This window comes from Salinicola sp. LHM (genome assembly GCF_034479735.1).
GTDB lineage: Bacteria > Pseudomonadota > Gammaproteobacteria > Pseudomonadales > Halomonadaceae > Salinicola > Salinicola salarius.
Window position 1 is genome coordinate 1,682,946 of record NZ_CP140261.1, and the last position, 19,492, is coordinate 1,702,437.

The window sequence follows — 19,492 nt, forward strand, 5'->3', positions numbered from 1 at the left end:
CGTCCCGTGCGCTCGCATCTCGGCATGCGACGTATTCGAGGCATTCATTTCGTCGGGATCGGCGGCGCTGGCATGTGCGGCATCGCCGAGGTCCTGGTCAACGAAGGCTACGAGGTCAGCGGCAGTGACCTGCGCGAGTCGACCGTTACTCATCATCTGCGCGAGTGCGGCATTCGGGTGGCCATCGGCCATGCGGCGGTCAATGCCGAAGGGGCCGATGTCATCGTGGTATCGACGGCGGTGGATCCGACCAATCCGGAAATCCAGTGGGCGCGCGAGCGTCGCGTGCCGGTGGTGCGGCGCGCCGAAATGCTGGCCGAGTTGATGCGCTTTCGTCACGGCATCGCGGTCGCCGGCACCCACGGCAAGACCACGACCACGAGCCTGCTGTCGACGCTGTTCGCCGAGGCGGGACTCGATCCCACCTTCGTGATCGGCGGCAAGCTGACCAGCGCAGGTACCAATGCGCGGTTGGGATCCGGCGACTTTCTGGTTGCCGAGGCCGATGAATCGGATGCGTCCTTTCTGCACCTGCAGCCGATGACGGCGATCGTCACCAATATCGACGCCGACCACATGGCGACCTACGATGGCGACTTCACGCGATTGAAGACGACCTTCATCGAGTTCCTGCACAATCTGCCGTTCTACGGTCGCGCCGTGCTGTGCCTCGACGACGATCACGTGCGTGAATTGCTGCCCCAGGTTCAGCGCCAGTTCGTGACCTACGGCTTCAGTGAAGAGGCCGATTTTCGTGTGCGGGATTTCCAGCAGACGGCCGGCGTCATCCGGTTCGTCGCCGAACGACCCGAGGGATTCGAGCCGCTAGCCATCACGCTGGCCATGCCCGGCACCCATAACGCCTTGAACGCTCTCGCCGCGATTGCCGTCGCTACCGATGCCGGTGTCAGCGACGACGATATCGTCAAGGGGCTGGCATCGTTCGGAGGGGTTGGCCGACGGTTCCAGGTCCATGGCCACTACCCGCTTCCGCAGGGTGGCGAGGTGATGCTGGTCGACGACTACGGCCATCATCCGCGGGAGGTGGAGATGGTCATCCGTGCGGTGCGTGCCGGCTGGCCGCAACGACGTCTGGTGATGGTCTATCAGCCGCACCGCTATACCCGCACTCGCGACCTTTATGAAGATTTCGTCCGGGTGCTTTCCGGGGTCGATACGCTATTGCTGCTCGACGTGTATAGCGCTGGGGAAGCGCCGATTCCGGGTGCCGAAGGCAAGATGCTGGCAGGGTCGATTCGCCAGCGCGGCCAGGTCGACCCGCTGTTCATCGAGAAAAAATCGGCCCTGCCGGATATTCTCGCGCGGGTGCTGCGCCCCGGGGACATCCTGATCACTCAGGGCGCCGGCGATATCGGCGGCATTGCGCAGGCGCTGGCACACAGTGCGCTGAGACTCGACGAGGTGGTCCTTTGAGTGTGGCGATCCTGTCCAAAGGTACGCGTCTGGCGAAGAGGTTCGGAGCCGTCGAGCGGCTTCATGGCAGCTCGAGGGTGGGGCGGGCGTCATGAATTCCAGTGCGCGGGGAACGCTGCTCGGCGTGCTCATGATCGTGGTGCTCATCGGCGCCGGCGGCAGAGCGCTGTGGTTGTGGCTGGACAAGCCCATCGCTCGCGTGTCGATCAGTGGCGACTTGAATTATGTGAGTGCGAGCTACCTGCAGAAGGAGTTGGCGCCGCTGGTGCGCGGTCATACCTGGCTTTCCCTGTCGTTGTCCGAGCTGCGTGACGAAGCGCGCGAGATCGGATGGCTGCGCGAGGTCACCGTTTCACGGGAATGGCCCAATACCTTGCGGTTCGTGCTTTACGAACAGGATCCGGTTGCGCGCTGGAACGATGAACTCCTGCTCAATACGCGGGGACAGCCTTTTTCGCCTGGGCCGGTGAGCGATTTCGGTCGTCGCCTGCCCGATCTTGGCGGTCCCGCCGGGTCGGGGCGGGAAGTGCTCGGTTACTATGACTCACTGCGTCGCGCGCTATCGGGCCTGGGGGTTTCCATCACGCAATTGAGACTGGAACCACGCGGTGCCTGGCGCTTTCAAATCAATGATGGCGTTTGGATCATTCTCGGGCGTGCAGATCTGGATGCGAGATTGGCTCGTTTTATTGCCGCATGGAAGCGACAGTTGGGTAGAGAGGCGTCGCAGATTCGCTACATAGATCTTCGTTATCCCAATGGCGTTTCGGTGGCAAGGCATGGTGAAACGGCTACGGTCCCCAGTGATTAGCCTGGAAATCATTGGCAGCTAATCTCAATCGAGCCCCGCAGTTGACGGCCTCTCGGCTTTCCTCATCGGCAAGGAAGCAGGCCCGGCGGCGACCGGCATTTATACGCCGGACGCCATTCTTGGCCTCGGCTATCTATGTGTTCCGCCATGTCAGCCTATGTATTCCGCCATGTCGGCGCGACTTAAATAGCGGTAAGGCTTCTTCCTTATTTCCTTTTTAATGAAAAAGGGCTTACTGTGGCTTTTGTTTTCGCGATGGGCTGGTGAAAAAGGTCGTCTTGTTCCTATAATAAGCCCGACTCTTTATTGGCCCATTTCTATCCGGTTTATCGGTGAAGTTTGAGGAGCGACCCCGACCTATGGCAGGACAATCCAACGCTTCCAATATGGTGGTCGGGCTGGATATCGGAACATCCAAGGTGGTCGCCATCGTGGGGCAGCCCACTGATGATGGCGGGTTGGAAATTGCCGGGATTGGTTCGCATCCTTCTCGTGGCATGAAGAAGGGTGTCGTGATCAATATCGAATCAACCGTTCAGTCGATTCAGCGCGCCGTTGAAGAAGCCGAACTGATGGCAGGCTGCGATATCCACTCTGTGTACGTCGGTATCGCCGGTAGCCATATCAGCTCCATGAATTCCGATGGTGTCGTGGCGATCAAGGAGCGCGAAGTCGCGCCTGCAGACATTGACCGCGTCATCGACTCTGCCCGTGCCCGGGCCATTTCCGAAGGCCAGCGGGTGCTTCACGTCATTCCCCAGGAGTTCGCGATCGACACCCAGGAGGGCATCCGCGAGCCTCTGGGCATGTCCGGGGTGCGTCTCGAGGCCCGCGTGCATCTGGTGACGGCGGCGATGAATGCCGTTCAGAACATCGAAAAGTGCGTGCGACGCTGTGGCCTGGAAGTCGACGACATCATCCTCGAGCAACTGGCCTCCAGCCACGCGGTGCTGACCGAAGACGAGCGTGAACTTGGTGTCTGCATGGTCGACATCGGCGGCGGTACGACGGACATCGCGGTCTTCACCGAAGGCGCCATTCGCCATACTGCGGTGATCCCCATTGCCGGCGATCAGGTGACCAATGATATCGCCATGGCGCTGCGCACCCCGACTCAGTACGCCGAAGAGATCAAGGTCAAGTATGCCTGCGCGCTGACCCAGCTGGCGAGCAGCGACGAGATGATCAAGGTTCCCAGCGTCGGAGACCGACCGGCACGGGATCTCTCCCGCCAGGCGCTGGCGGAAGTCGTCGAGCCCCGCTACGAGGAGCTCTTCACGCTGGTGCGCGAAGAATTGCGTCGCAGCGGCTATGAGGACCTGGTGGCAGCAGGGATCGTGTTGACGGGGGGCACGTCCCGGATGGAGGGGGTCGTCGAACTGGCAGAGGAAATATTTCACATGCCGGTCCGTATCGCTTGTCCGTACAATGTCCGCGGCTTGGCGGACGTAGTACGCAACCCGATTTATTCGACCGGGGTAGGTTTGCTACTCTACGGTATGAAAGACGCCAAGCACTCTCGCGCAGTATCAGCCCAGCCTCAACGGGAAGACTCACTTCCCCGGCGCGGGACCAGGGAAGAGGTTTCGGCGCTGGAGCGACTCAAAGGCTGGTTTAAAGGAAATTTCTGACAGGCCGCAAGCGCGGTCTTGGAGACGGGGCAATGTTCGAACTAGTAGATAATGCACCTTCTAGTAGTGCAGTCATCAAGGTCATCGGTGTCGGCGGCGGCGGCGGTAATGCCGTCAACCACATGGTCGAGAGTAACATCGAAGGCGTCGAGTTCATCTGCGCCAACACCGATGCCCAGGCGCTCAAGCGTGTAGCGGCCAAGACCGTTCTTCAACTGGGTGGCGAGATCACCAAGGGATTGGGGGCGGGGGCGAATCCGGATGTCGGACGTCAGGCGGCGATGGAAGATCGCGATCGCATCGCGGACATGCTCCAAGGTGCGGACATGGTTTTCATCACCGCCGGCATGGGCGGCGGCACCGGCACGGGCGGGGCGCCTGTCGTCGCTCAGGTCGCCAAGGAACTGGGTATTCTGACCGTTGCTGTCGTGACACGTCCTTTCCCGTTCGAGGGGCCGAAGCGCATGCGCGCGGCGGAAGAGGGCATGAAGGAGCTGTCCGAGTACGTCGACTCCCTGATCACCATCCCCAACGAGAAACTGCTGTCCGTACTGGGCAAGAATGCCAGCCTGCTGACGGCGTTCAGTGCCGCCAATGACGTCCTGTTGGGTGCCGTTCAGGGTATCGCCGAGCTGATCACCAGCCCGGGCATCATCAACGTCGACTTTGCCGACGTGCGCACGGTGATGTCGGAAATGGGCATGGCGATGATGGGCACCGGCGCCGCGACTGGCGAAAACCGTGCCCGCGAAGCCGCCGAGAAGGCCATTCGCAGCCCGTTGCTCGAAGACATCGACCTGCACGGTGCACGCGGTATCCTGGTCAACATCACGGCGGGGCCGGATCTGTCCATCGGCGAGTTCAACGATGTCGGCGCCACGGTTCAGGAGTTCGCCTCCCAGGATGCGACCATCGTGGTCGGCACTTCCATCGACATGGAAATGTCCGACGAGTTGAGGGTGACAGTGGTTGCCGCAGGGCTGGATGCGCAGAAAGAGAAGGCGATCCCGCGTGAATCGGTGGCTTCCCGCCCGGAAACGACAGATTATCGCAAGCTTCAGCAGCCGGCGGTCATGCGCCAGCAGGCGGCACGCGCCGAGCAGGAAGCGGCGGCCAAGAAGTCGCAGCAGGAAAAGCGCAAGACGTCCGACATGGATGACTATCTGGACATTCCGGCGTTCCTGCGTCGTCAGGCGGATTGATAGCGATCTAAACTGCCCGTCATCATTCTGTAACGTCGATAAGGTTGGTGAAGCGGTGGTTTGGTGTTATAGTGAACACCGTTTCCAAACCATTTGACTGTCAGGTCGATGCCCATGATCAAACAACGAACGTTGCAGAACACGATCCGCGCGACAGGCGTGGGCCTCCACTCCGGGGAGAAAGTGTATCTGACGCTGCGACCCGCAATGCCCAACACGGGTATCGTGTTCGTGCGTACTGATCTCGATCCGGCGGTACATATTCCGGCGCACGCAGAAAGCGTGACCGATACCAATCTGTGTACGGCGCTGTCCAAGGATGGCGTCAAGGTCGCCACGGTCGAGCATCTGATGTCGGCATTTGCCGGTTTGGGAATCGATAACGCCTACGTCGAGCTGAGTGCGGCCGAAGTGCCGATCATGGATGGCAGCGCAGGCCCGTTCGTGTTTCTGATCCAGTCTGCTGGTATCGCCGAGCAGGCCGCGCCGAAGCAGTTCATTCGCATCAAGCGCGAAGTCACCGTCAACGATGACGGCAAGCAGGCGACGTTTCTGCCGCACGACGGCTTCAAGGTCAGCTTCGCGATCGATTTCGATCACCCCGTCTTCGAGCAGCAGAAGCAGACAGCCAGCGTCGATTTCTCGACCACTTCCTTCGTCAAGGAAGTGTCGCGTGCTCGCACCTTCGGTTTCATGCGCGATCTGGAGTTTCTGCGGTCGCAGAACCTGGCACTGGGCGGCAGCCTCGATAACGCCATCGTCGTCGACGATTATCGCATCGTGAATCAGGACGGCTTGCGCTACGACGATGAGTTCGTCAAGCACAAGATGCTGGACGCCATCGGCGACCTGTATCAGTTGGGTCACAGCTTGATCGGCGAGTTCAAAGGCTACAAATCTGGTCATGGCCTCAACAACCAGCTTTGCCGCGAGCTGCTCGCTCATCCGGAGGCATACGAAATCGTGACCTTCGAAAAAGCGACCCAGGCTGCACCGATCTCCTATGCAGCGCCCGCAATGGCCTGACGCGAACCGGCACCGAGTGCCGTCGTGACGATCTGATGATGTCGACCTGATATTGCCAGAGCCCAAATAGAGAAAACGCCGATCCCAGGATCGGCGTTTTTGTGTCTGATCGACGCCGGTAGCCGCATTAGCCAGTCGGGCAATGCTCGCGTCGTCGAGGCTGGATTGGCGTTGCCGTCAGGCGGGATCGTCGCTGGAAGAGGCGTCGCTGAAGGGGGCGTCGCTAGAGGAATCGTCCTTAGAGGAATTGTCGTTGGAGGAGCTGCCGTTAGAGAAATCGTTGCCGGGCTCCACGGCGGCATTGGCATGGGAAGCCAGCCGATTCAGCGAACGCTTGAGCGGTGAGTCCTCCAGACCTTCCGCACAATGGGCGAGCGCCTCGGCGCCTGCCGGTGACAGGTGCCGTGTCTGCCGCGGAATCGCCTTGACCGGCCGGATCGGGCGTACCTTCAACGAGAATTTCATGACTGCCTCGAATCCCGGCAATTGATGCAGCAATTCGAGCAGGCGCGGCTGTTCGTAGCGCAGCCAGGTCAACCAGGCGGCACGGTCGGTGATCAGCGTCAACACGCCGTTGCGATAGCCGCCGACATAGAGATGCTCGGCAACGTCCGGCGGCAGCTGGCGTCTCAGGTGATTCTGGGCACGTTCGATCAGCGTTGCCATGCGCATGACGTCACCCAATCCGCCGGGTTGTTCCAGGAGTCGGGAAACGGGCTGGGCTCGCAAACGCTTAGCCTTTATACTCATCGGCTTGCACGCAGTGGGGATAGACCCGCTAAACCTAACACGACGCGGAGTTCGTCGACAGCATGACTTCGGCCAAAGCGCAGTCCGGTCCGCGCGGTGCCGTATGGCGCCCCCGGCAGCGAGCCCATTGGTGGCTGGCCAGTGTGCTGGTCGGTTGCCTGCTGCCTGCGGGCCTGATACATGCCGAAGCCATGCGGCTGGCCGAGCGGCTCACCCAGGTCTACCTGATGGCCCCGGAGGCCATTCGTGCCGAGTCCCGACGCGTCGCTCGAGTCGCTGCCAAGCGTCCCGTATACCCGCAAAGGGCAGCTGCCTTTATCCAGTCGCCGGGTTATTCCCCGCCTCTTATCGCCGCCAGTGCCGCGCTGGATGTCATTTCCCGTCGTGGTCCTCCCGTTCCTGCCTGATCATCGTCAGAAGCTCAGTTTATCGGTGGTCGATGCCGGCTTTTTGTCGCATCTTCGCCTTGGTACTACGCAGGAACAGAGTCAGGCAGGAAACGGATCATGTTGAACGGATTGCTACACAAATTGGTCGGCTCCAAGAACGACCGCGACGTCAAGCGCATGCGCAAGCAGGTGGCGGCGATCAACGACCTGGAAGCCAGTTTCGAGGCGCTGGACGATGCAGCGCTCCAGGCCAAGACGGTCGAGTTTCGTCAGCGTCTGGCCGATGGCGAGAAGCTCGATGCGCTGCTGCCGGAGGCTTTCGCCACGGTTCGCGAGGCGAGCAAGCGCGTCCTGGGCATGCGTCACTTCGACGTCCAGATGGTCGGCGGCATGGCGCTGCACGACGGCCGGATCGCGGAGATGAAGACCGGCGAGGGCAAGACCCTGGTCGGCACCCTCGCGGTGTACTTCAATGCGTTACCCGGCAAGGGGGTGCATGTCGTCACGGTCAACGACTATCTGGCCAGCCGCGACGCCAACTGGATGCGCCCGCTCTATGAATTTCTCGGTCTGAGTGTCGGTGTCATCGCTTCCGGGCAGCCCAACGAAGCGAAGCGCCAGGCGTACGCCTGCGACATCACCTACGGCACCAACAACGAGTACGGCTTCGACTATCTGCGCGACAACATGGCGTTCTCGCTGCAGGACAAGGTCCAGCGGCCGCTGCACTACGCGATCATCGATGAGGTCGATTCGATCCTGATCGATGAGGCGCGTACACCGCTGATCATTTCCGGTCCCGTCGAAGAGAACGTCGAGCTCTATCGGACGATTCACACGCTCTCGAAGCAGCTCACTCAGTGCACCGACGAAGAAGATCCGTCCACCGGCGACTTCCTGATCGACGAGAAGCAGAAGCAGGTCGAACTGACGGAAGAAGGGCACCAGCAGGTCGAGCAGCTGATGCGTGAAGCCGGGCTGCTGAAGTCGGAAGATTCGCTCTACGCGGTCCAGAACCTGGGCCTGTTGCAGCATATCCATTCCGCACTGCGTGCCCGCTGTCTTTATCACCGTGACGTCGATTACATCGTCTCCGACGGCAATGTCGTCATCGTCGACGAACACACCGGCCGTACCATGCCGGGGCGGCGCTGGTCGGAGGGCCTGCACCAGGCAGTCGAGGCCAAGGAAGGCGTGCCAATCCAGCGCGAGAGCCAGACGCTGGCTTCCACTACCTTCCAGAACTACTTCCGTCTCTACGAGAAGCTGGCGGGGATGACCGGTACCGCCGACACCGAGGCCTTCGAGTTCAACCACATCTACGGACTCGACGTGCTGGTCATTCCGACCAATCGGCCACTGGCGCGGCAGGACCTGAACGACCTGGTCTACCTCAGCGCCGAGGAGAAATTCAACGCGATCATCGAGGACGTCAACACCCAGCGCGAGGCCAACCGCCCGGTGCTGGTCGGTACCGCATCGATCGAGACTTCGGAATATCTCTCCAGGCTGATGCAGGCGAAGAACATTCCGCATAACGTGCTCAACGCCAAGCAGCACGACAGCGAGGCCGAGATCATCGCTCAGGCTGGCCGCCCCGGTGCCGTGACGCTCGCGACCAATATGGCTGGCCGTGGTACCGACATCGTGCTCGGCGGCAACTGGGAGGCCGAGGCCGCCAAGCTCGAGAGTGCGAGCGAGGAGCAGATCGCGGCCATCAAGGCCGAATGGCAACAGCGCCATGACGCGGTGCTCGAGTCCGGCGGTCTGCACGTGATCGGCTCCGAGCGTCACGAGTCTCGCCGTATCGACAACCAGCTGCGTGGTCGCGCGGGGCGTCAGGGCGATCCCGGCTCGACGCGCTTCTTTCTGTCGCTGGAAGACAGCCTGATGCGGCTGTTCGGTTCGGATCGCGTCCAGCGTCTGATGGGCGCGCTGGGCCTCGAAGAGGGTGAAGCGATCGAGCACAAGATGGTCTCGAATGCAGTCGAGCGGGCGCAGAAGAAGGTCGAAGGGCGCAACTTCGACATTCGCAAGCAGTTGCTGGAGTACGACGACGTCTCCAACGACCAACGTCGGGTCATCTACGAACAGCGCGACGATATTCTCGCGGCAGACGAGATCTCCGATAATATCGCCAGCATTCGCGACGAGGTTCTAGAGCAGACGATTTCCGACTACGTGCCGCCGCAGAGCCTGCCGGAACAGTGGGAACTGGCCGGGCTTCAGGATCAGCTCAAGCAGGAGTTCAATCTCGATCTGCCGCTCGTGCAGTGGGCGGAAGAAGACGACAACTTCAATGAGGAAGTGCTGCGTCAGCGTCTGCTGGACCAGCATCGTGGGCAGTATGTGGCCAAGGTCGAGGCGATCGGCGCCGACATGATGCGTCGTTTCGAGAAGCAGGTGATGCTCCAGGTGCTGGATACTCGCTGGAAGGAACATCTGCAGTCGATGGATCATCTGCGTCGCGGCATTCACCTGCGGGGTTATGCGCAGAAGAACCCGAAGCAGGAGTACAAGCGCGAAGCCTTCGAGCTGTTCCAGTCGCTGCTTTACAACATCAAGCACGACGTCACGCGTATCCTGAGCCACGTTCAGGTGCGTCGCCAGGAAGAGATCGAAGACCTGGAGCGCCAGCGTCGCGAGGCGCTGGAGCGCGAGAAGGCTGCCAGTCAATCGGTCCATGAAGATGCCGTGGCCGCCGCGCAGCAGACCGCCGAAGGAGAGGAGCCCGCCCCGGAGTCCGGTGAAGACCAGACTCAGCCGGTACGGCGTGAAGGGCCCAAGGTCGGGCGCAACGACCCGTGCCCCTGCGGTTCCGGCAAGAAATACAAGCAGTGCCACGGCACGCTGAGTTGAGTTGGCGTCGGACTCGGGCCGGGCTCGAGTCCGCCAAGGAGAATCGAGATGGCGGTAGGTAAGTCAGTATTTCCGGAGATGCCGGCCATTGACGGCGTGCGTCTCGGCACGGCGATGGCTGGGATCAAGAAGCCCGATCGGCGTGATCTGGTGGTGATCGAAGTGCCGGAAGGCGCCACGGTCGCGGCGACGTTCACCCGCAACGCCTTCTGCGCCGCCCCGGTGCATGTCGCTCGGGATCATCTGCAGCACACGGCGCCCCGGTATCTGTTGATCAATACCGGTAACGCCAATGCCGGTACCGGCGCTCGTGGCCGTCAGGATGCCGAGAGCTGCTGCAACTCGCTGGCGGATCTCGCCGGCGTCGATGCGCATCAGGTGCTGCCGTTCTCGACCGGCGTGATCGGCGAGCCATTGCCGGTAGAGCGCATTGCCGCCGGCCTGCCGGCAGCGCTGGAGTCGCTGAGCGAAGCCGGCTGGGCGCTCGCCGCCGAGGGCATCCTGACCACCGATACCCGAATCAAGGGCGCCTCGACGCAGGTCGAACTGAGCGGCGGAACCGTCACTATCAACGGCATCAGCAAGGGCTCGGGCATGATCCAGCCCAACATGGCGACCATGCTCGGCTTCGTCGCCTGTGATGCGGCGATCGACGCCACCCGGCTTCAGCAGTGGCTACGCGACGCCGTGCGGGTGTCGTTCAATGCCATCACCGTCGATTCCGACACATCCACCAACGACGCCTGCACCCTGATCGCCACCGGACGCGGGCCGAAGGTCGAGTCGGCCGAGGACGAGCAGCGGTTTCGCGCGGCGCTGACGACGGTGCTGACCGACCTGGCCCAGGCGATCATTCGCGATGGCGAGGGCGCGACCAAGTTCGTCACGCTGCAGGTCGAACAGGCGATGAGTGTCGACGAAGCGCGGGCGGTGGCGTTCACGGTGGCCCATTCGCCGCTGGTCAAGACGGCGCTCTACGCCAGCGATGCCAACTGGGGCCGCATTCTGGCCGCCGTGGGTCGCGCACCGGTCGACGAGCTCGATGTCGAGCGCATCGTCATCGATCTTGGCAACGTGCGCCTGGTCGAGCACGGCGGGCGCGCCGAGAGCTACACGGAAGAGGCTGGCGCCCGGGTGATGGCGCAGGAAGAGATCGTCATCCGCATTCAGCTTGATCGTGGCGACGCCAACGCCACGGTCTGGACATCGGATCTGTCCCACGATTATGTATCGATCAACGCGGATTACCGTAGTTGAGCGACATTCACATGTTGAACGCTATCCAGACGTCGCGTGCTATCTCGACCTCGCGCGTCAAGGGTAAACACTGCAGTGGTACGAGAGACTTAGCAAGATGATCAAAAGACGGGTCCACGTAGCGGCAGCCGCCGTCATTCGCGGCGACGGACGAGTGCTGATCGCCAGACGCCCGGCGACGGTCGACCAGGGCGGTCTGTGGGAATTCCCGGGGGGCAAGCTGGCGCCCTACGAAACCGGGCTCGAGGCGCTCAAGCGGGAGCTGAACGAGGAGCTCGGTATCCAGATCGTGCGCGCTCAGCCGCTGATCCGCGTTCATCACGAATATGCCGACAAGCACATTCTGCTGGACGTCTGGCAGGTGCGGGAATACGACGGCGATCCGTACGGTCGGGAAGGCCAGCCGGTACGTTGGGTCGAGGTCGACGATCTGCCCAATTACCCGTTCCCGGCAGCCAATATGCCGATTCTGCGTGCGGTAGCGCTGCCCCAGGAGTATCTGATCACTGCCGAGGCCGCGGACGACGACGTTTTCCTGGCGCGGCTCGAGCGGGCGTTGAAGGAGGACGGCGTCCGCCTGGTACAGTTGCGTGCCAAGGAGCTGGATGACGCCGCCTACCAGGCGCGGGCGGAGAAGACCCTGGCGCTGTGCCGACGCTATGGCGCCAAGCTGCTGCTCAATGCGGACCCCGAGTGGCTGCAGCGCGTCGATGCCGACGGCATCCATCTGACCAGCGCGCGGCTCATGGCGCTCAAGCACCGGCCGATTCCCGCCGACAAGTGGCTGGGAGCGTCGACTCACGGTGATGAGCAGCTTGCTCAGGCCGGCCAGATCGATTGTGATTTCGTCACGCTGTCGCCGCTGGCGCCGACCCCGTCGCATCCGGACGCGGTGACCATCGGCTGGCACGATTTCCAGCAGATGGTGGAAACGGCCGCGATGCCGGTCTTCGCGCTGGGTGGCATGACCCGCCATCACGCCAATCAGGCGCGTGGTGTCGGCGCGCAGGGCATCGCCTCGATCCGGGATTTCTGGCGCGACGATTCCTGAGCTACGGGCTACGGGCTACGGGCTACGGGCTACGGGCTACGGGCTACGAGCTACGAGCTACGAGCTACGAGCTACGAGCTACGAGCTACGAGCTACGAGCTACGAGCTACGAGCTACGAGCTACGGAAAGGGCCAGCGACTGACGTCGCTGGCCCTTTTCTTCGCTACAAGCACATGCTGACTTTCGCGGCTCGCGGCTCGCGGCTCGCGGCTCGCGGCTCGCGGCTCGCAGGCGCTATTCGCCGCGCTCGAGCCGGTCGATCAGTTCATCGAGTTCGGTTTCGTCCATGTGGGGCTCGCCGGCAATACGGTGGGAGCCGTCGGCCCAGGCACCCAGGTCCAGCAGCTTGCAGCGCTTCGAGCAGAAGGGGCGGTAGGGGTTCTCGGGTGTCCAGGCAACGGATTTTCGGCACTGGGGGCAGGGCACGGTCAAGCCGGGTTTGTTCGCATCCTGGCCGGCACCGCTGTCGGCACTGGCGTCCGGAGAACGGTTCGGGTCGTTACGTCGAGTCATGGCGAGGGGTATCGTGTCGGTGATCGTTGCATCAGGCGCGAGGGTCAGAAGACCCGTTGGCGATACCGGGCGTCCAGCCGGGCAACCTGGTCGAGTAGGTGTTGTCGGTCGCGACTATTGTCGATGACGTCGTCGGCGGCTGCAAGGCGACGTTCCCGGGGAAGCTGGGCCGCCAGTATCGATTCCACCTGACGCCGATCGACCCCGTCCCGCGCGAGGGTGCGCTGAATCTGGATCTCCGGCGGAACATCGACCACCAGAACGCGATCGACCAGCTCGAGCTGCCCCGACTCGATCAACAGCGGTGAGACCAGCAGACAGTAGGGGGCGTCGGCGTTGCGCAGTCGCGCCAAGTGCATCAGCAGCCGTTGGCGAATACGCGGGTGCGTCTCTCGTTCCAGCCACCGGCGTTCGGTTTCATCGTCGAAGATCCGCGCCCGGAGCGCGCGTCGGTCGAGTGCCCCGTTGCCGTCGAGTATCGCCGGGCCGTAGCGCCCGACAATGGCCGCCAGCGCCGGCTCGCCGGGCATCACGACTTCCCGCGCCACGTGATCGGCATCGACCCAGCCGATACCCAGGGCACCGAATGCATCCGCCACTGCGCTCTTGCCCGAGCCGATCCCTCCGGTGACACCCACGACCAGGGTGCCGCGCTCGCTTTCGTTTCTGTTCTCGGTGCGTGTGCCGCTCTTGTTCATCCCCAGCCTCCCAGTAACAGCGCCTGATAGCCGGCCAACAGCGGGGCGCCGATCAGCAGGGCGATCCATCCGGCCAGGGCGATATAGGGGCCGAAGGGCATTGCCTGGTTGCGATCCTGCTGGCGCAGGGCGATCAGTATCAGGCCGGCCACGGCGCCCACGCCCGCCGAGAGCAACAGCAGCAGCGGCAGGCTCTGCCAGCCGAGCCAGGCGCCGAGTGCCGCCATCAGCTTGAAATCCCCGTAGCCCATGCCTTCCTTGCCGGTCGCCAGCTTGAAGAGCCAGTAGACCGACCACAGTGACAGATACCCGGCGACGGCGCCCAGCACGGCGCTTTCCAGCATCAATGGCGCGAACAGCCACTGATAGAGCAGGCCGGCCCAGAGTAGCGGCAGGGTCAGCGCATCCGGCAGCAGCTGGGTTCGCCAGTCGATCACTGCCAGTGCCAGCAGGCAGAGGCAGGCGCCGACCAGCCACAGGCTTTGCCAGCTCACGCCATGCAGCGCCATGATCGCCACCGTCAGCAATGCCGAAACCAGCTCGATCAGCGGATACTGGACACTGATCGCCGTACCGCATGCGGCACAGCGGCCGCGACGCTTGAGCCAGCCGACCAGCGGCAGATTGTCATGCCAGGCGATGAAGTGCCCGCAGCCGGGGCAGTGCGAACGTGGCGTCGCCAGATTGTAGGCAGGGCCGGCTTCCACCGGCTGCTCCAGCGCTTCCAGCGCCTCGGCCCGCCAGCGCTGCATCAGCATTACCGGCAGCCGCACGATAACGACGTTCAAGAAACTGCCCAGGGCCGCGCCGAACAGGAACGCCAGCGGCCAGACAAGCAAAGGGAGAAGATCGGACAACGGAAGCTCCACGAAAACTAGATAGACGGATAGCGCCAAGGGTAACGCACCCAAACATACAGGGCCGCCCTTGGGCGTCACATTTCGTTCGATAAGTTAGGCAAACGCTTAGGAACGTGGCGAGCGAAGGTCAGGCTAGGCGAAAGCGCGCGGGCGACCGGAGTTGACCGGGTATCAATGAGGATCGCGAGCGCGCTTTCAACAACGCCTGGCCGAGCGCAGCCCGTTCATACCTATATAGCGGAACCCATCTGGAAGATTGGTAGATACATCGACACCACCAATCCACCGACCATGGTGCCGAGCACCACCAGAATGAACGGCTCCAGCAGAGAGGTCAGCGTGTCGACCTGATTATCGACTTCTTCCTCGTAGAACTCCGCCACCTTGTCCAGCATTGTGTCCAGTTCGCCGGCTTCCTCGCCGATGCTGACCATCTGCACGGCCATTATCGGGAAGACCTTGGTGCGACGCATGGCGAAGTTGAGCTGCTGCCCCGTGGCGACGTCTTCGCGAATCTCGGCAATGGCGCGCTGATGAACCTGGTTGCCGGTGGCGCCGGCGGCGGTATCGAGCGCCTCGACCAGCGGAATGCCGGCGTTGAACGTGGTCGCGAGCGTGCGCGAGAAGCGGGCGATCGAGCCCTTGTCGATGATATTGCCGATCACCGGCAGCTTGAGCGCCAGCTGATGGGCACGATAGGCAAATGCCGGCGAGCGCTTCATGGCCTGGCGCACGCCGAGGATCATCACCACGAGCGCCAGCACGGCCTGCCACCAGTAGGCTTGGGTCAACTGGGACAGATTCACGGTGAACTGGGTGAAGACCGGCAATTCCGCGCCGAATCCCTGAAACAGGCTCTCGAACTGGGGCACGACCTTGACCAGCAGCAGGGCGGTGACGCCGATCCCGACCAGAACCACCGCTGTGGGATAGTAGAGCGCTTTCTTGACGCGCCCCTTCAGGGTGTCGACCTTCTCGCGGTAGCTGGCGACGCGCTCGAGCATCTTGTCCAGCGCACCGGCCTGTTCGCCGGCCGCGACCATGTTGACGAACATGCGGTCGAACCGCGCTGGGTGCCTGGCCAGCGCTTCCGAGAAGCTGGAGCCAGCGCTGATGTCATTGGCCAGTGTCTCGACCAGGTTGCGCATGGCAGGGTTCTTGAGCGTCTCGGCGACGACCTTGCAGCCCTGCAGCAGCGGAACGCCGGCCCGGAGCATGGTGGCCAGCTGACGCGAGAACAGGGTGATGTCCCGAGACTTGACCCGGCCCAGGCCGAAGATGCCGGTCTTGCGCGTGATGCGCTTGACGATGATCTTCTGGCGGGTCAGCTCCTTGCGCACCTCGTCGATCTCGCTGGCGACGAGTTCCCCGGAGACGACTTCGCCACGCAGGTTCTTGCCGCGCCACTGCCAGCGGTGCATGACTACCCGACGAGGCGGCTTGGATGACTTCAGTGACTTGGCTGACTTCCGGCTGGTCGCCATGATCGCTTTCCTGACAATGACTCGACGAGGCGCCGAGCGTGAGTGAGATCGAAGATTGGCCCGAACCGCGAACCACGGATTGTGCCAGAGTCCGGGCGAAACGAGTGGGTCGCCGTCAGTCGATCGTCACGCGGTTGATCTCCTCGAGGCTGGTCACGCCTTGAAGTACCTTGTCGATACCGCTCTGGCGCAGCCCCGGGAAGCCGGCATCGCGTGCCGCGCGGGCCAGCTCCAGCGCGTGACTGTCGGCCATGATCAGCCGGCTCATGGCATCGTCCACCGGCACCACCTCGTAGATCCCGATGCGCCCCTTGTAGCCCAGCGTGCACCGATCGCAGCCCACGGCGCGGTAGAGAGTGGCGCTTGCCAGTCTCTCCGGCGAGACGCCTTCGTGGCGCAACACGTCCTCGGGAATCTCCGCCGGCGCCTTGCAGCGCGGGCAGAGCATACGCGCCAGCCGCTGGGCAATGATCAGCGATACCGAACTGGCGATATTGAAGCTGGCAACGCCCATGTTGCGCAGGCGCGTCAGGGTTTCGGCGGCGGAGTTGGTATGCAGCGTCGATAGCACCAGGTGGCCGGTCTGGGCTGCCTTGACCGCGATTTCGGCCGTTTCCAGATCCCGGATTTCGCCGACCATCACCACGTCCGGATCCTGGCGCAGAAAGGCGCGCAGCGCGCTGGCGAAGTCGAGGCCGATGCGTGGCTGCACGTTGACCTGGTTGACGCCGGGCACCTTGAGTTCCACCGGATCTTCCGCGGTCGAGATATTGCGCTCCTCGGTATTGAGCAGATTGATGCCGGTATAGAGCGTTACCGTCTTGCCGCTACCGGTGGGGCCGGTGGCCAGAATCATTCCCTGGGGCTCGGCCAGCGCGGCCTCGAACAGTTGACGCTGCTCCGGGGTGAAGCCCAGCGCATCGATGCCGAAGCTGGCCGTTCGGGCATCCAGCAGTCGCAGGACGATTTTCTCGCCGAACACGGTGGGCAGCGTGTTGACGCGGAAATCGATGGCACGCTCACTATCGAGCCGAATCTTCATCGAGCCGTCCTGGGGCAGGCGGCGCTCCGAAATATCCAGTCGCGCCATGACCTTGAGCCGGGCGGCGAGGCGGGTGCGCAAGCTCAGCGGCGGTCGCGCGATCTCGAGCAGCAACCCGTCGATGCGAAAGCGAATCCGGTAGCTCGACTCGTAGGGCTCGAAGTGGATATCGGAGGCGCCGCGCTGGATCGCGTCGTGCAGGATCTTGTTGACGAAGCGCACCACGGGCTCGTCGTCTTCCCCGATCTGGTCGAGCGCGGCCGCTTCGCTGGCCAGGTCGGCCGCGCTGGTATCCAGCGTCAGCGCCTCGCTGGCTTCCCCCAGCGCTTCCAGCATGCCGGAGGTTTCGTGGCGCTGGTAACGCTTGGCCAGCGCCTGCTCCAGTTGATCGAACGGCACCAGAACGCCCTCGATCGCAAGCCCGGTGGTGAACTGCAGCTCGTCCAGCTGTGCCAGCGTGACCGGGAAGGCGATCGCCACGGTGAGGCGGCGATCGTCGCGGGCCAGCGGCAGCACCTGAAAGCGGCGGATGACCTTGTCCGCCACCGGCTCGATGATCGGCAGCTTGTCCCAGTCGACGTGCTCCAGATCCATGAACGGCAGGCCGTACTCGCGCGCTGCCAGCTCGCCGGCTTCGCGGGCATCGACCCTGCCTTCCCGGACCACCAGCTCCAGCAGCGTCAGCTGCCTGTCCGCCGCGTCGCGGATCGCCTGCTCGCACGCCTCCGCACTGATCAGGCCGTGTTCGATGAAGCGCTGGGCAAGACTGCTTTGCGTACGCGATGTGGTGACGTCCGACATGGAGATGAGAGCCCCGGCTAGCTGGCTGGCGAACGGATGGCGGGGGAGCGGCCCCGTGGAGCCCCGCGTTCACCGGCACGAATGGTTCGATCGACGAATCCGTTATCGGCTGACGCCTTTTTTTCTTTAAGTATTCTTGGCAATCTGCCGATAACGCAGTCGAATGTCGTCTATGGTAAATTTGTGTATCCTCGCAGGCGCGAGCTTGCGAGCGGTTCGGCAGGGTTCGACAGGCTTCGACACCGCCCGACCACCCGACGTAGCGCTCAGGAGCAAGCGAAAAGCAAGCGAAAGAAATGCAAGATAGAACGAACGTAACGATAGCGTGAACGTAAGATAGCGTGAGCGTAACGATAGCATGAGCATAAAGAGAGAAACGACCGGCGGCACGATGGAAACCATCACGCCAACCGGCTCAACAACGGCTTCAATATCGGCAAGGCAGGGAACCACGATGCAACAGCAACACAAACCCGTTTCACACCGGCAGGGCGGCTTCACCCTGATCGAACTCATGATCGTCGTCGCGATCATCGGCATCCTCGCCGCAGTAGCGATTCCGCAGTATCAGAACTACACCGCCAGAGCCAAGATGTCCGAAGTCATTCTGGCTGCTACAAGTTGTAAGACTGCGATCAGCGAAGCCGCAATGGTAGGGAGGAGCACGGAGCCCAGTGGTGGCGATTTTCGTTGCGAGCAAGGCTCCGAAGATGAACCTGTATCTCAGTACGTCCAGTCGGTCGCTACCGATGAAAACGGTATGATCACTATTACAGCCCAGAACATTGGCCAGCTAGCAGATGGCGAAGACCAAATTACCTTCGTTCCCTACACCGATGGTGCTGCTGAAACTGAAATGACCAGCACAGGCTTTACAGACGGTACACCAATCAGTGCCTGGAAATGTGTGTCTCCAGCTGGTACGGGAGTTGCGGCAGAATATCTGCCCTCAAGCTGTGAAAAGACGGCGGATACACCATAACTCACGCTTAAATCGATACCTTTGTATGGGCCGGCATTCGCCGGCCCTTTCGTTTCTTCCTTCTTCCCTCTGTCTTCTTCTCTCTTCCGTCTTACAGCTTCCTGCTTAAAGCTTACGGCTTCAGTACAACGCCTTCTCTTCCCCCACGACCTCCCGCAACACCTCCAGAAACAGCCGATCCGCATCCGAATGCTCGGCTGGGTCTTCCGGAATATGCACGCTGGTGGTATCCGAAATCTCGTTGGCGATGGTCGCCCAGGCCTGGGCGTCGTTGCTGCCGTCGGAGTGGCGCTTGGCGATGGCCAGCGAGCTCTCGAGAATGCCGGGCTCCTGCAGCAGTTTCTTGATAAAGGCGCGAAGCTCCTGAATGACGCGGGTCTTCTGCATTTCCGAGGCGGAACTCATGGGGGCTTTCCTCCAGTGACTAGCTTGTAATATTCGGCCTGTCTCGGCGCCGGCTCGTCGTCGAGCTGAACGTTCGTCAATGGCATTCAACGACGGGCCGGCGCGCCTGCGTTGCGATGGCGCCACCATAGCATATCTCGCTGCGCGGCCAGAGTCGGTGCGGTCGATGAACCATGGTTCATGGGCCGGGCGGGAACCGCGGATGCGAAATGCAGGCCGAGTCGTGTCTTGCACGGCGGGATGGCCTATCATCGCTCCGATTCGTTCGGCGGGGGATGTCGTCGGCCGAATGACAA

General features: G+C 62.3%; 17 protein-coding genes. 10 read left to right on the plus strand and 7 right to left on the minus strand.

Annotation, left to right across the window (positions count from 1 at the left end; translation table 11 throughout):
• Positions 1–24 precede the first annotated feature (24 nt).
• The 5 genes from murC (at position 25) to lpxC (ending at position 6,104) form a co-directional block, all read left to right on the plus strand.
• Positions 25–1,434, plus strand: a complete 1,410-nt coding sequence (murC, locus tag R5R73_RS07850; protein WP_244179927.1) for a UDP-N-acetylmuramate--L-alanine ligase — start codon at positions 25–27, stop codon at positions 1,432–1,434.
• Positions 1,435–1,525: 91 nt separating this feature from the next.
• Complete coding sequence (locus R5R73_RS07855) at positions 1,526–2,245, plus strand: cell division protein FtsQ/DivIB (RefSeq protein WP_322529362.1); 720 nt, start codon at positions 1,526–1,528, stop codon at positions 2,243–2,245.
• 359 nt (positions 2,246–2,604) lie between these two features.
• A complete protein-coding gene (ftsA, locus tag R5R73_RS07860; protein ID WP_071232865.1) occupies positions 2,605–3,876 on the plus strand; it encodes a cell division protein FtsA in 1,272 nt (423 codons plus the stop codon).
• Positions 3,877–3,908: 32 nt separating this feature from the next.
• A complete protein-coding gene (gene ftsZ / locus R5R73_RS07865) occupies positions 3,909–5,078 on the plus strand; it encodes a cell division protein FtsZ (RefSeq protein ID WP_071232864.1) in 1,170 nt (389 codons plus the stop codon).
• Between the two features lie 114 nt (positions 5,079–5,192).
• Complete coding sequence (gene lpxC, locus R5R73_RS07870) at positions 5,193–6,104, plus strand: UDP-3-O-acyl-N-acetylglucosamine deacetylase (RefSeq protein ID WP_071232863.1); 912 nt, start codon at positions 5,193–5,195, stop codon at positions 6,102–6,104.
• 177 nt (positions 6,105–6,281) lie between these two features.
• Here the strand turns inward: lpxC and R5R73_RS07875 are convergent, their stop codons facing one another.
• A complete protein-coding gene (locus R5R73_RS07875) occupies positions 6,282–6,854 on the minus strand; it encodes a DUF721 domain-containing protein (RefSeq protein WP_322529363.1) in 573 nt (190 codons plus the stop codon).
• A gap of 62 nt (positions 6,855–6,916) precedes the next feature.
• Between R5R73_RS07875 and R5R73_RS07880 the strand changes: the two genes are divergently transcribed.
• From R5R73_RS07880 to R5R73_RS07895, 4 genes are all read left to right on the plus strand, one after another.
• A complete protein-coding gene (locus R5R73_RS07880; protein ID WP_322529364.1) occupies positions 6,917–7,261 on the plus strand; it encodes a hypothetical protein in 345 nt (114 codons plus the stop codon).
• Between the two features lie 99 nt (positions 7,262–7,360).
• A complete protein-coding gene (gene secA, locus R5R73_RS07885) occupies positions 7,361–10,102 on the plus strand; it encodes a preprotein translocase subunit SecA (RefSeq protein ID WP_322529365.1) in 2,742 nt (913 codons plus the stop codon).
• Positions 10,103–10,150: 48 nt separating this feature from the next.
• Positions 10,151–11,359, plus strand: a complete 1,209-nt coding sequence (gene argJ / locus R5R73_RS07890) for a bifunctional glutamate N-acetyltransferase/amino-acid acetyltransferase ArgJ (RefSeq protein ID WP_322529366.1) — start codon at positions 10,151–10,153, stop codon at positions 11,357–11,359.
• A gap of 97 nt (positions 11,360–11,456) precedes the next feature.
• Positions 11,457–12,410 carry a Nudix family hydrolase gene (locus R5R73_RS07895; protein WP_071232858.1) on the plus strand — a complete coding sequence of 318 codons (954 nt, stop codon included), beginning with the start codon at positions 11,457–11,459 and terminating at the stop codon, positions 12,408–12,410.
• A gap of 235 nt (positions 12,411–12,645) precedes the next feature.
• Here the strand turns inward: R5R73_RS07895 and yacG are convergent, their stop codons facing one another.
• The 5 genes from yacG to pilB form a co-directional block, all read right to left on the minus strand.
• Entirely contained in the window at positions 12,646–12,924 is a 279-nt protein-coding gene (gene yacG / locus R5R73_RS07900; protein WP_322529367.1) for a DNA gyrase inhibitor YacG, read from the minus strand.
• 44 nt (positions 12,925–12,968) lie between these two features.
• Positions 12,969–13,622, minus strand: coding sequence for a dephospho-CoA kinase (coaE, locus tag R5R73_RS07905; RefSeq protein WP_322529368.1), 654 nt, complete (start codon positions 13,620–13,622; stop codon positions 12,969–12,971).
• On the minus strand, positions 13,619–14,479 hold the full coding sequence (locus tag R5R73_RS07910) for an A24 family peptidase (protein WP_322529369.1): 861 nt from the start codon (positions 14,477–14,479) through the stop codon (positions 13,619–13,621). The genes coaE and R5R73_RS07910 overlap by 4 nt, the downstream gene beginning before the upstream one ends.
• A gap of 233 nt (positions 14,480–14,712) precedes the next feature.
• Positions 14,713–15,966, minus strand: coding sequence for a type II secretion system F family protein (locus tag R5R73_RS07915; protein ID WP_071232856.1), 1,254 nt, complete (start codon positions 15,964–15,966; stop codon positions 14,713–14,715).
• A 115-nt stretch (positions 15,967–16,081) separates the two neighbouring features.
• Positions 16,082–17,809, minus strand: coding sequence for a type IV-A pilus assembly ATPase PilB (gene pilB, locus R5R73_RS07920; RefSeq protein ID WP_322529370.1), 1,728 nt, complete (start codon positions 17,807–17,809; stop codon positions 16,082–16,084).
• Between the two features lie 454 nt (positions 17,810–18,263).
• Between pilB and R5R73_RS07925 the strand changes: the two genes are divergently transcribed.
• Positions 18,264–18,791 (plus strand): pilin, encoded by a 528-nt coding sequence (locus R5R73_RS07925; RefSeq protein ID WP_322529371.1) that lies wholly within the window; start codon positions 18,264–18,266, stop codon positions 18,789–18,791.
• A 120-nt stretch (positions 18,792–18,911) separates the two neighbouring features.
• On the opposite strand, the gene R5R73_RS07930 is transcribed toward R5R73_RS07925, so the two are convergent.
• Entirely contained in the window at positions 18,912–19,196 is a 285-nt protein-coding gene (locus tag R5R73_RS07930; RefSeq protein ID WP_322529372.1) for a hypothetical protein, read from the minus strand.
• Between the last annotated feature and the right edge of the window lie 296 nt (positions 19,197–19,492).

Excerpts from the sequence above, each read along its gene's own strand:
- R5R73_RS07895 (WP_071232858.1), top strand. The coding sequence starts at position 11,457 with ATGATCAAAAGACGGGTCCACGTAGCGGCAGCCGCCGTCATTCGCGGC.
- R5R73_RS07875 (WP_322529363.1), bottom strand. The coding sequence starts at position 6,854 with ATGAGTATAAAGGCTAAGCGTTTGCGAGCCCAGCCCGTTTCCCGACTC.
- R5R73_RS07855 (WP_322529362.1), top strand. The coding sequence starts at position 1,526 with ATGAATTCCAGTGCGCGGGGAACGCTGCTCGGCGTGCTCATGATCGTG.
- coaE (WP_322529368.1), bottom strand. The coding sequence starts at position 13,622 with ATGAACAAGAGCGGCACACGCACCGAGAACAGAAACGAAAGCGAGCGC.
- murC (WP_244179927.1), top strand. The coding sequence starts at position 25 with ATGCGACGTATTCGAGGCATTCATTTCGTCGGGATCGGCGGCGCTGGC.
- argJ (WP_322529366.1), top strand. The coding sequence starts at position 10,151 with ATGGCGGTAGGTAAGTCAGTATTTCCGGAGATGCCGGCCATTGACGGC.
- lpxC (WP_071232863.1), top strand. The coding sequence starts at position 5,193 with ATGATCAAACAACGAACGTTGCAGAACACGATCCGCGCGACAGGCGTG.
- R5R73_RS07925 (WP_322529371.1), top strand. The coding sequence starts at position 18,264 with ATGCAACAGCAACACAAACCCGTTTCACACCGGCAGGGCGGCTTCACC.
- pilB (WP_322529370.1), bottom strand. The coding sequence starts at position 17,809 with ATGTCGGACGTCACCACATCGCGTACGCAAAGCAGTCTTGCCCAGCGC.
- R5R73_RS07880 (WP_322529364.1), top strand. The coding sequence starts at position 6,917 with ATGACTTCGGCCAAAGCGCAGTCCGGTCCGCGCGGTGCCGTATGGCGC.
- yacG (WP_322529367.1), bottom strand. The coding sequence starts at position 12,924 with ATGACTCGACGTAACGACCCGAACCGTTCTCCGGACGCCAGTGCCGAC.
- ftsZ (WP_071232864.1), top strand. The coding sequence starts at position 3,909 with ATGTTCGAACTAGTAGATAATGCACCTTCTAGTAGTGCAGTCATCAAG.
- R5R73_RS07915 (WP_071232856.1), bottom strand. The coding sequence starts at position 15,966 with ATGGCGACCAGCCGGAAGTCAGCCAAGTCACTGAAGTCATCCAAGCCG.
- ftsA (WP_071232865.1), top strand. The coding sequence starts at position 2,605 with ATGGCAGGACAATCCAACGCTTCCAATATGGTGGTCGGGCTGGATATC.
- R5R73_RS07930 (WP_322529372.1), bottom strand. The coding sequence starts at position 19,196 with ATGAGTTCCGCCTCGGAAATGCAGAAGACCCGCGTCATTCAGGAGCTT.
- secA (WP_322529365.1), top strand. The coding sequence starts at position 7,361 with ATGTTGAACGGATTGCTACACAAATTGGTCGGCTCCAAGAACGACCGC.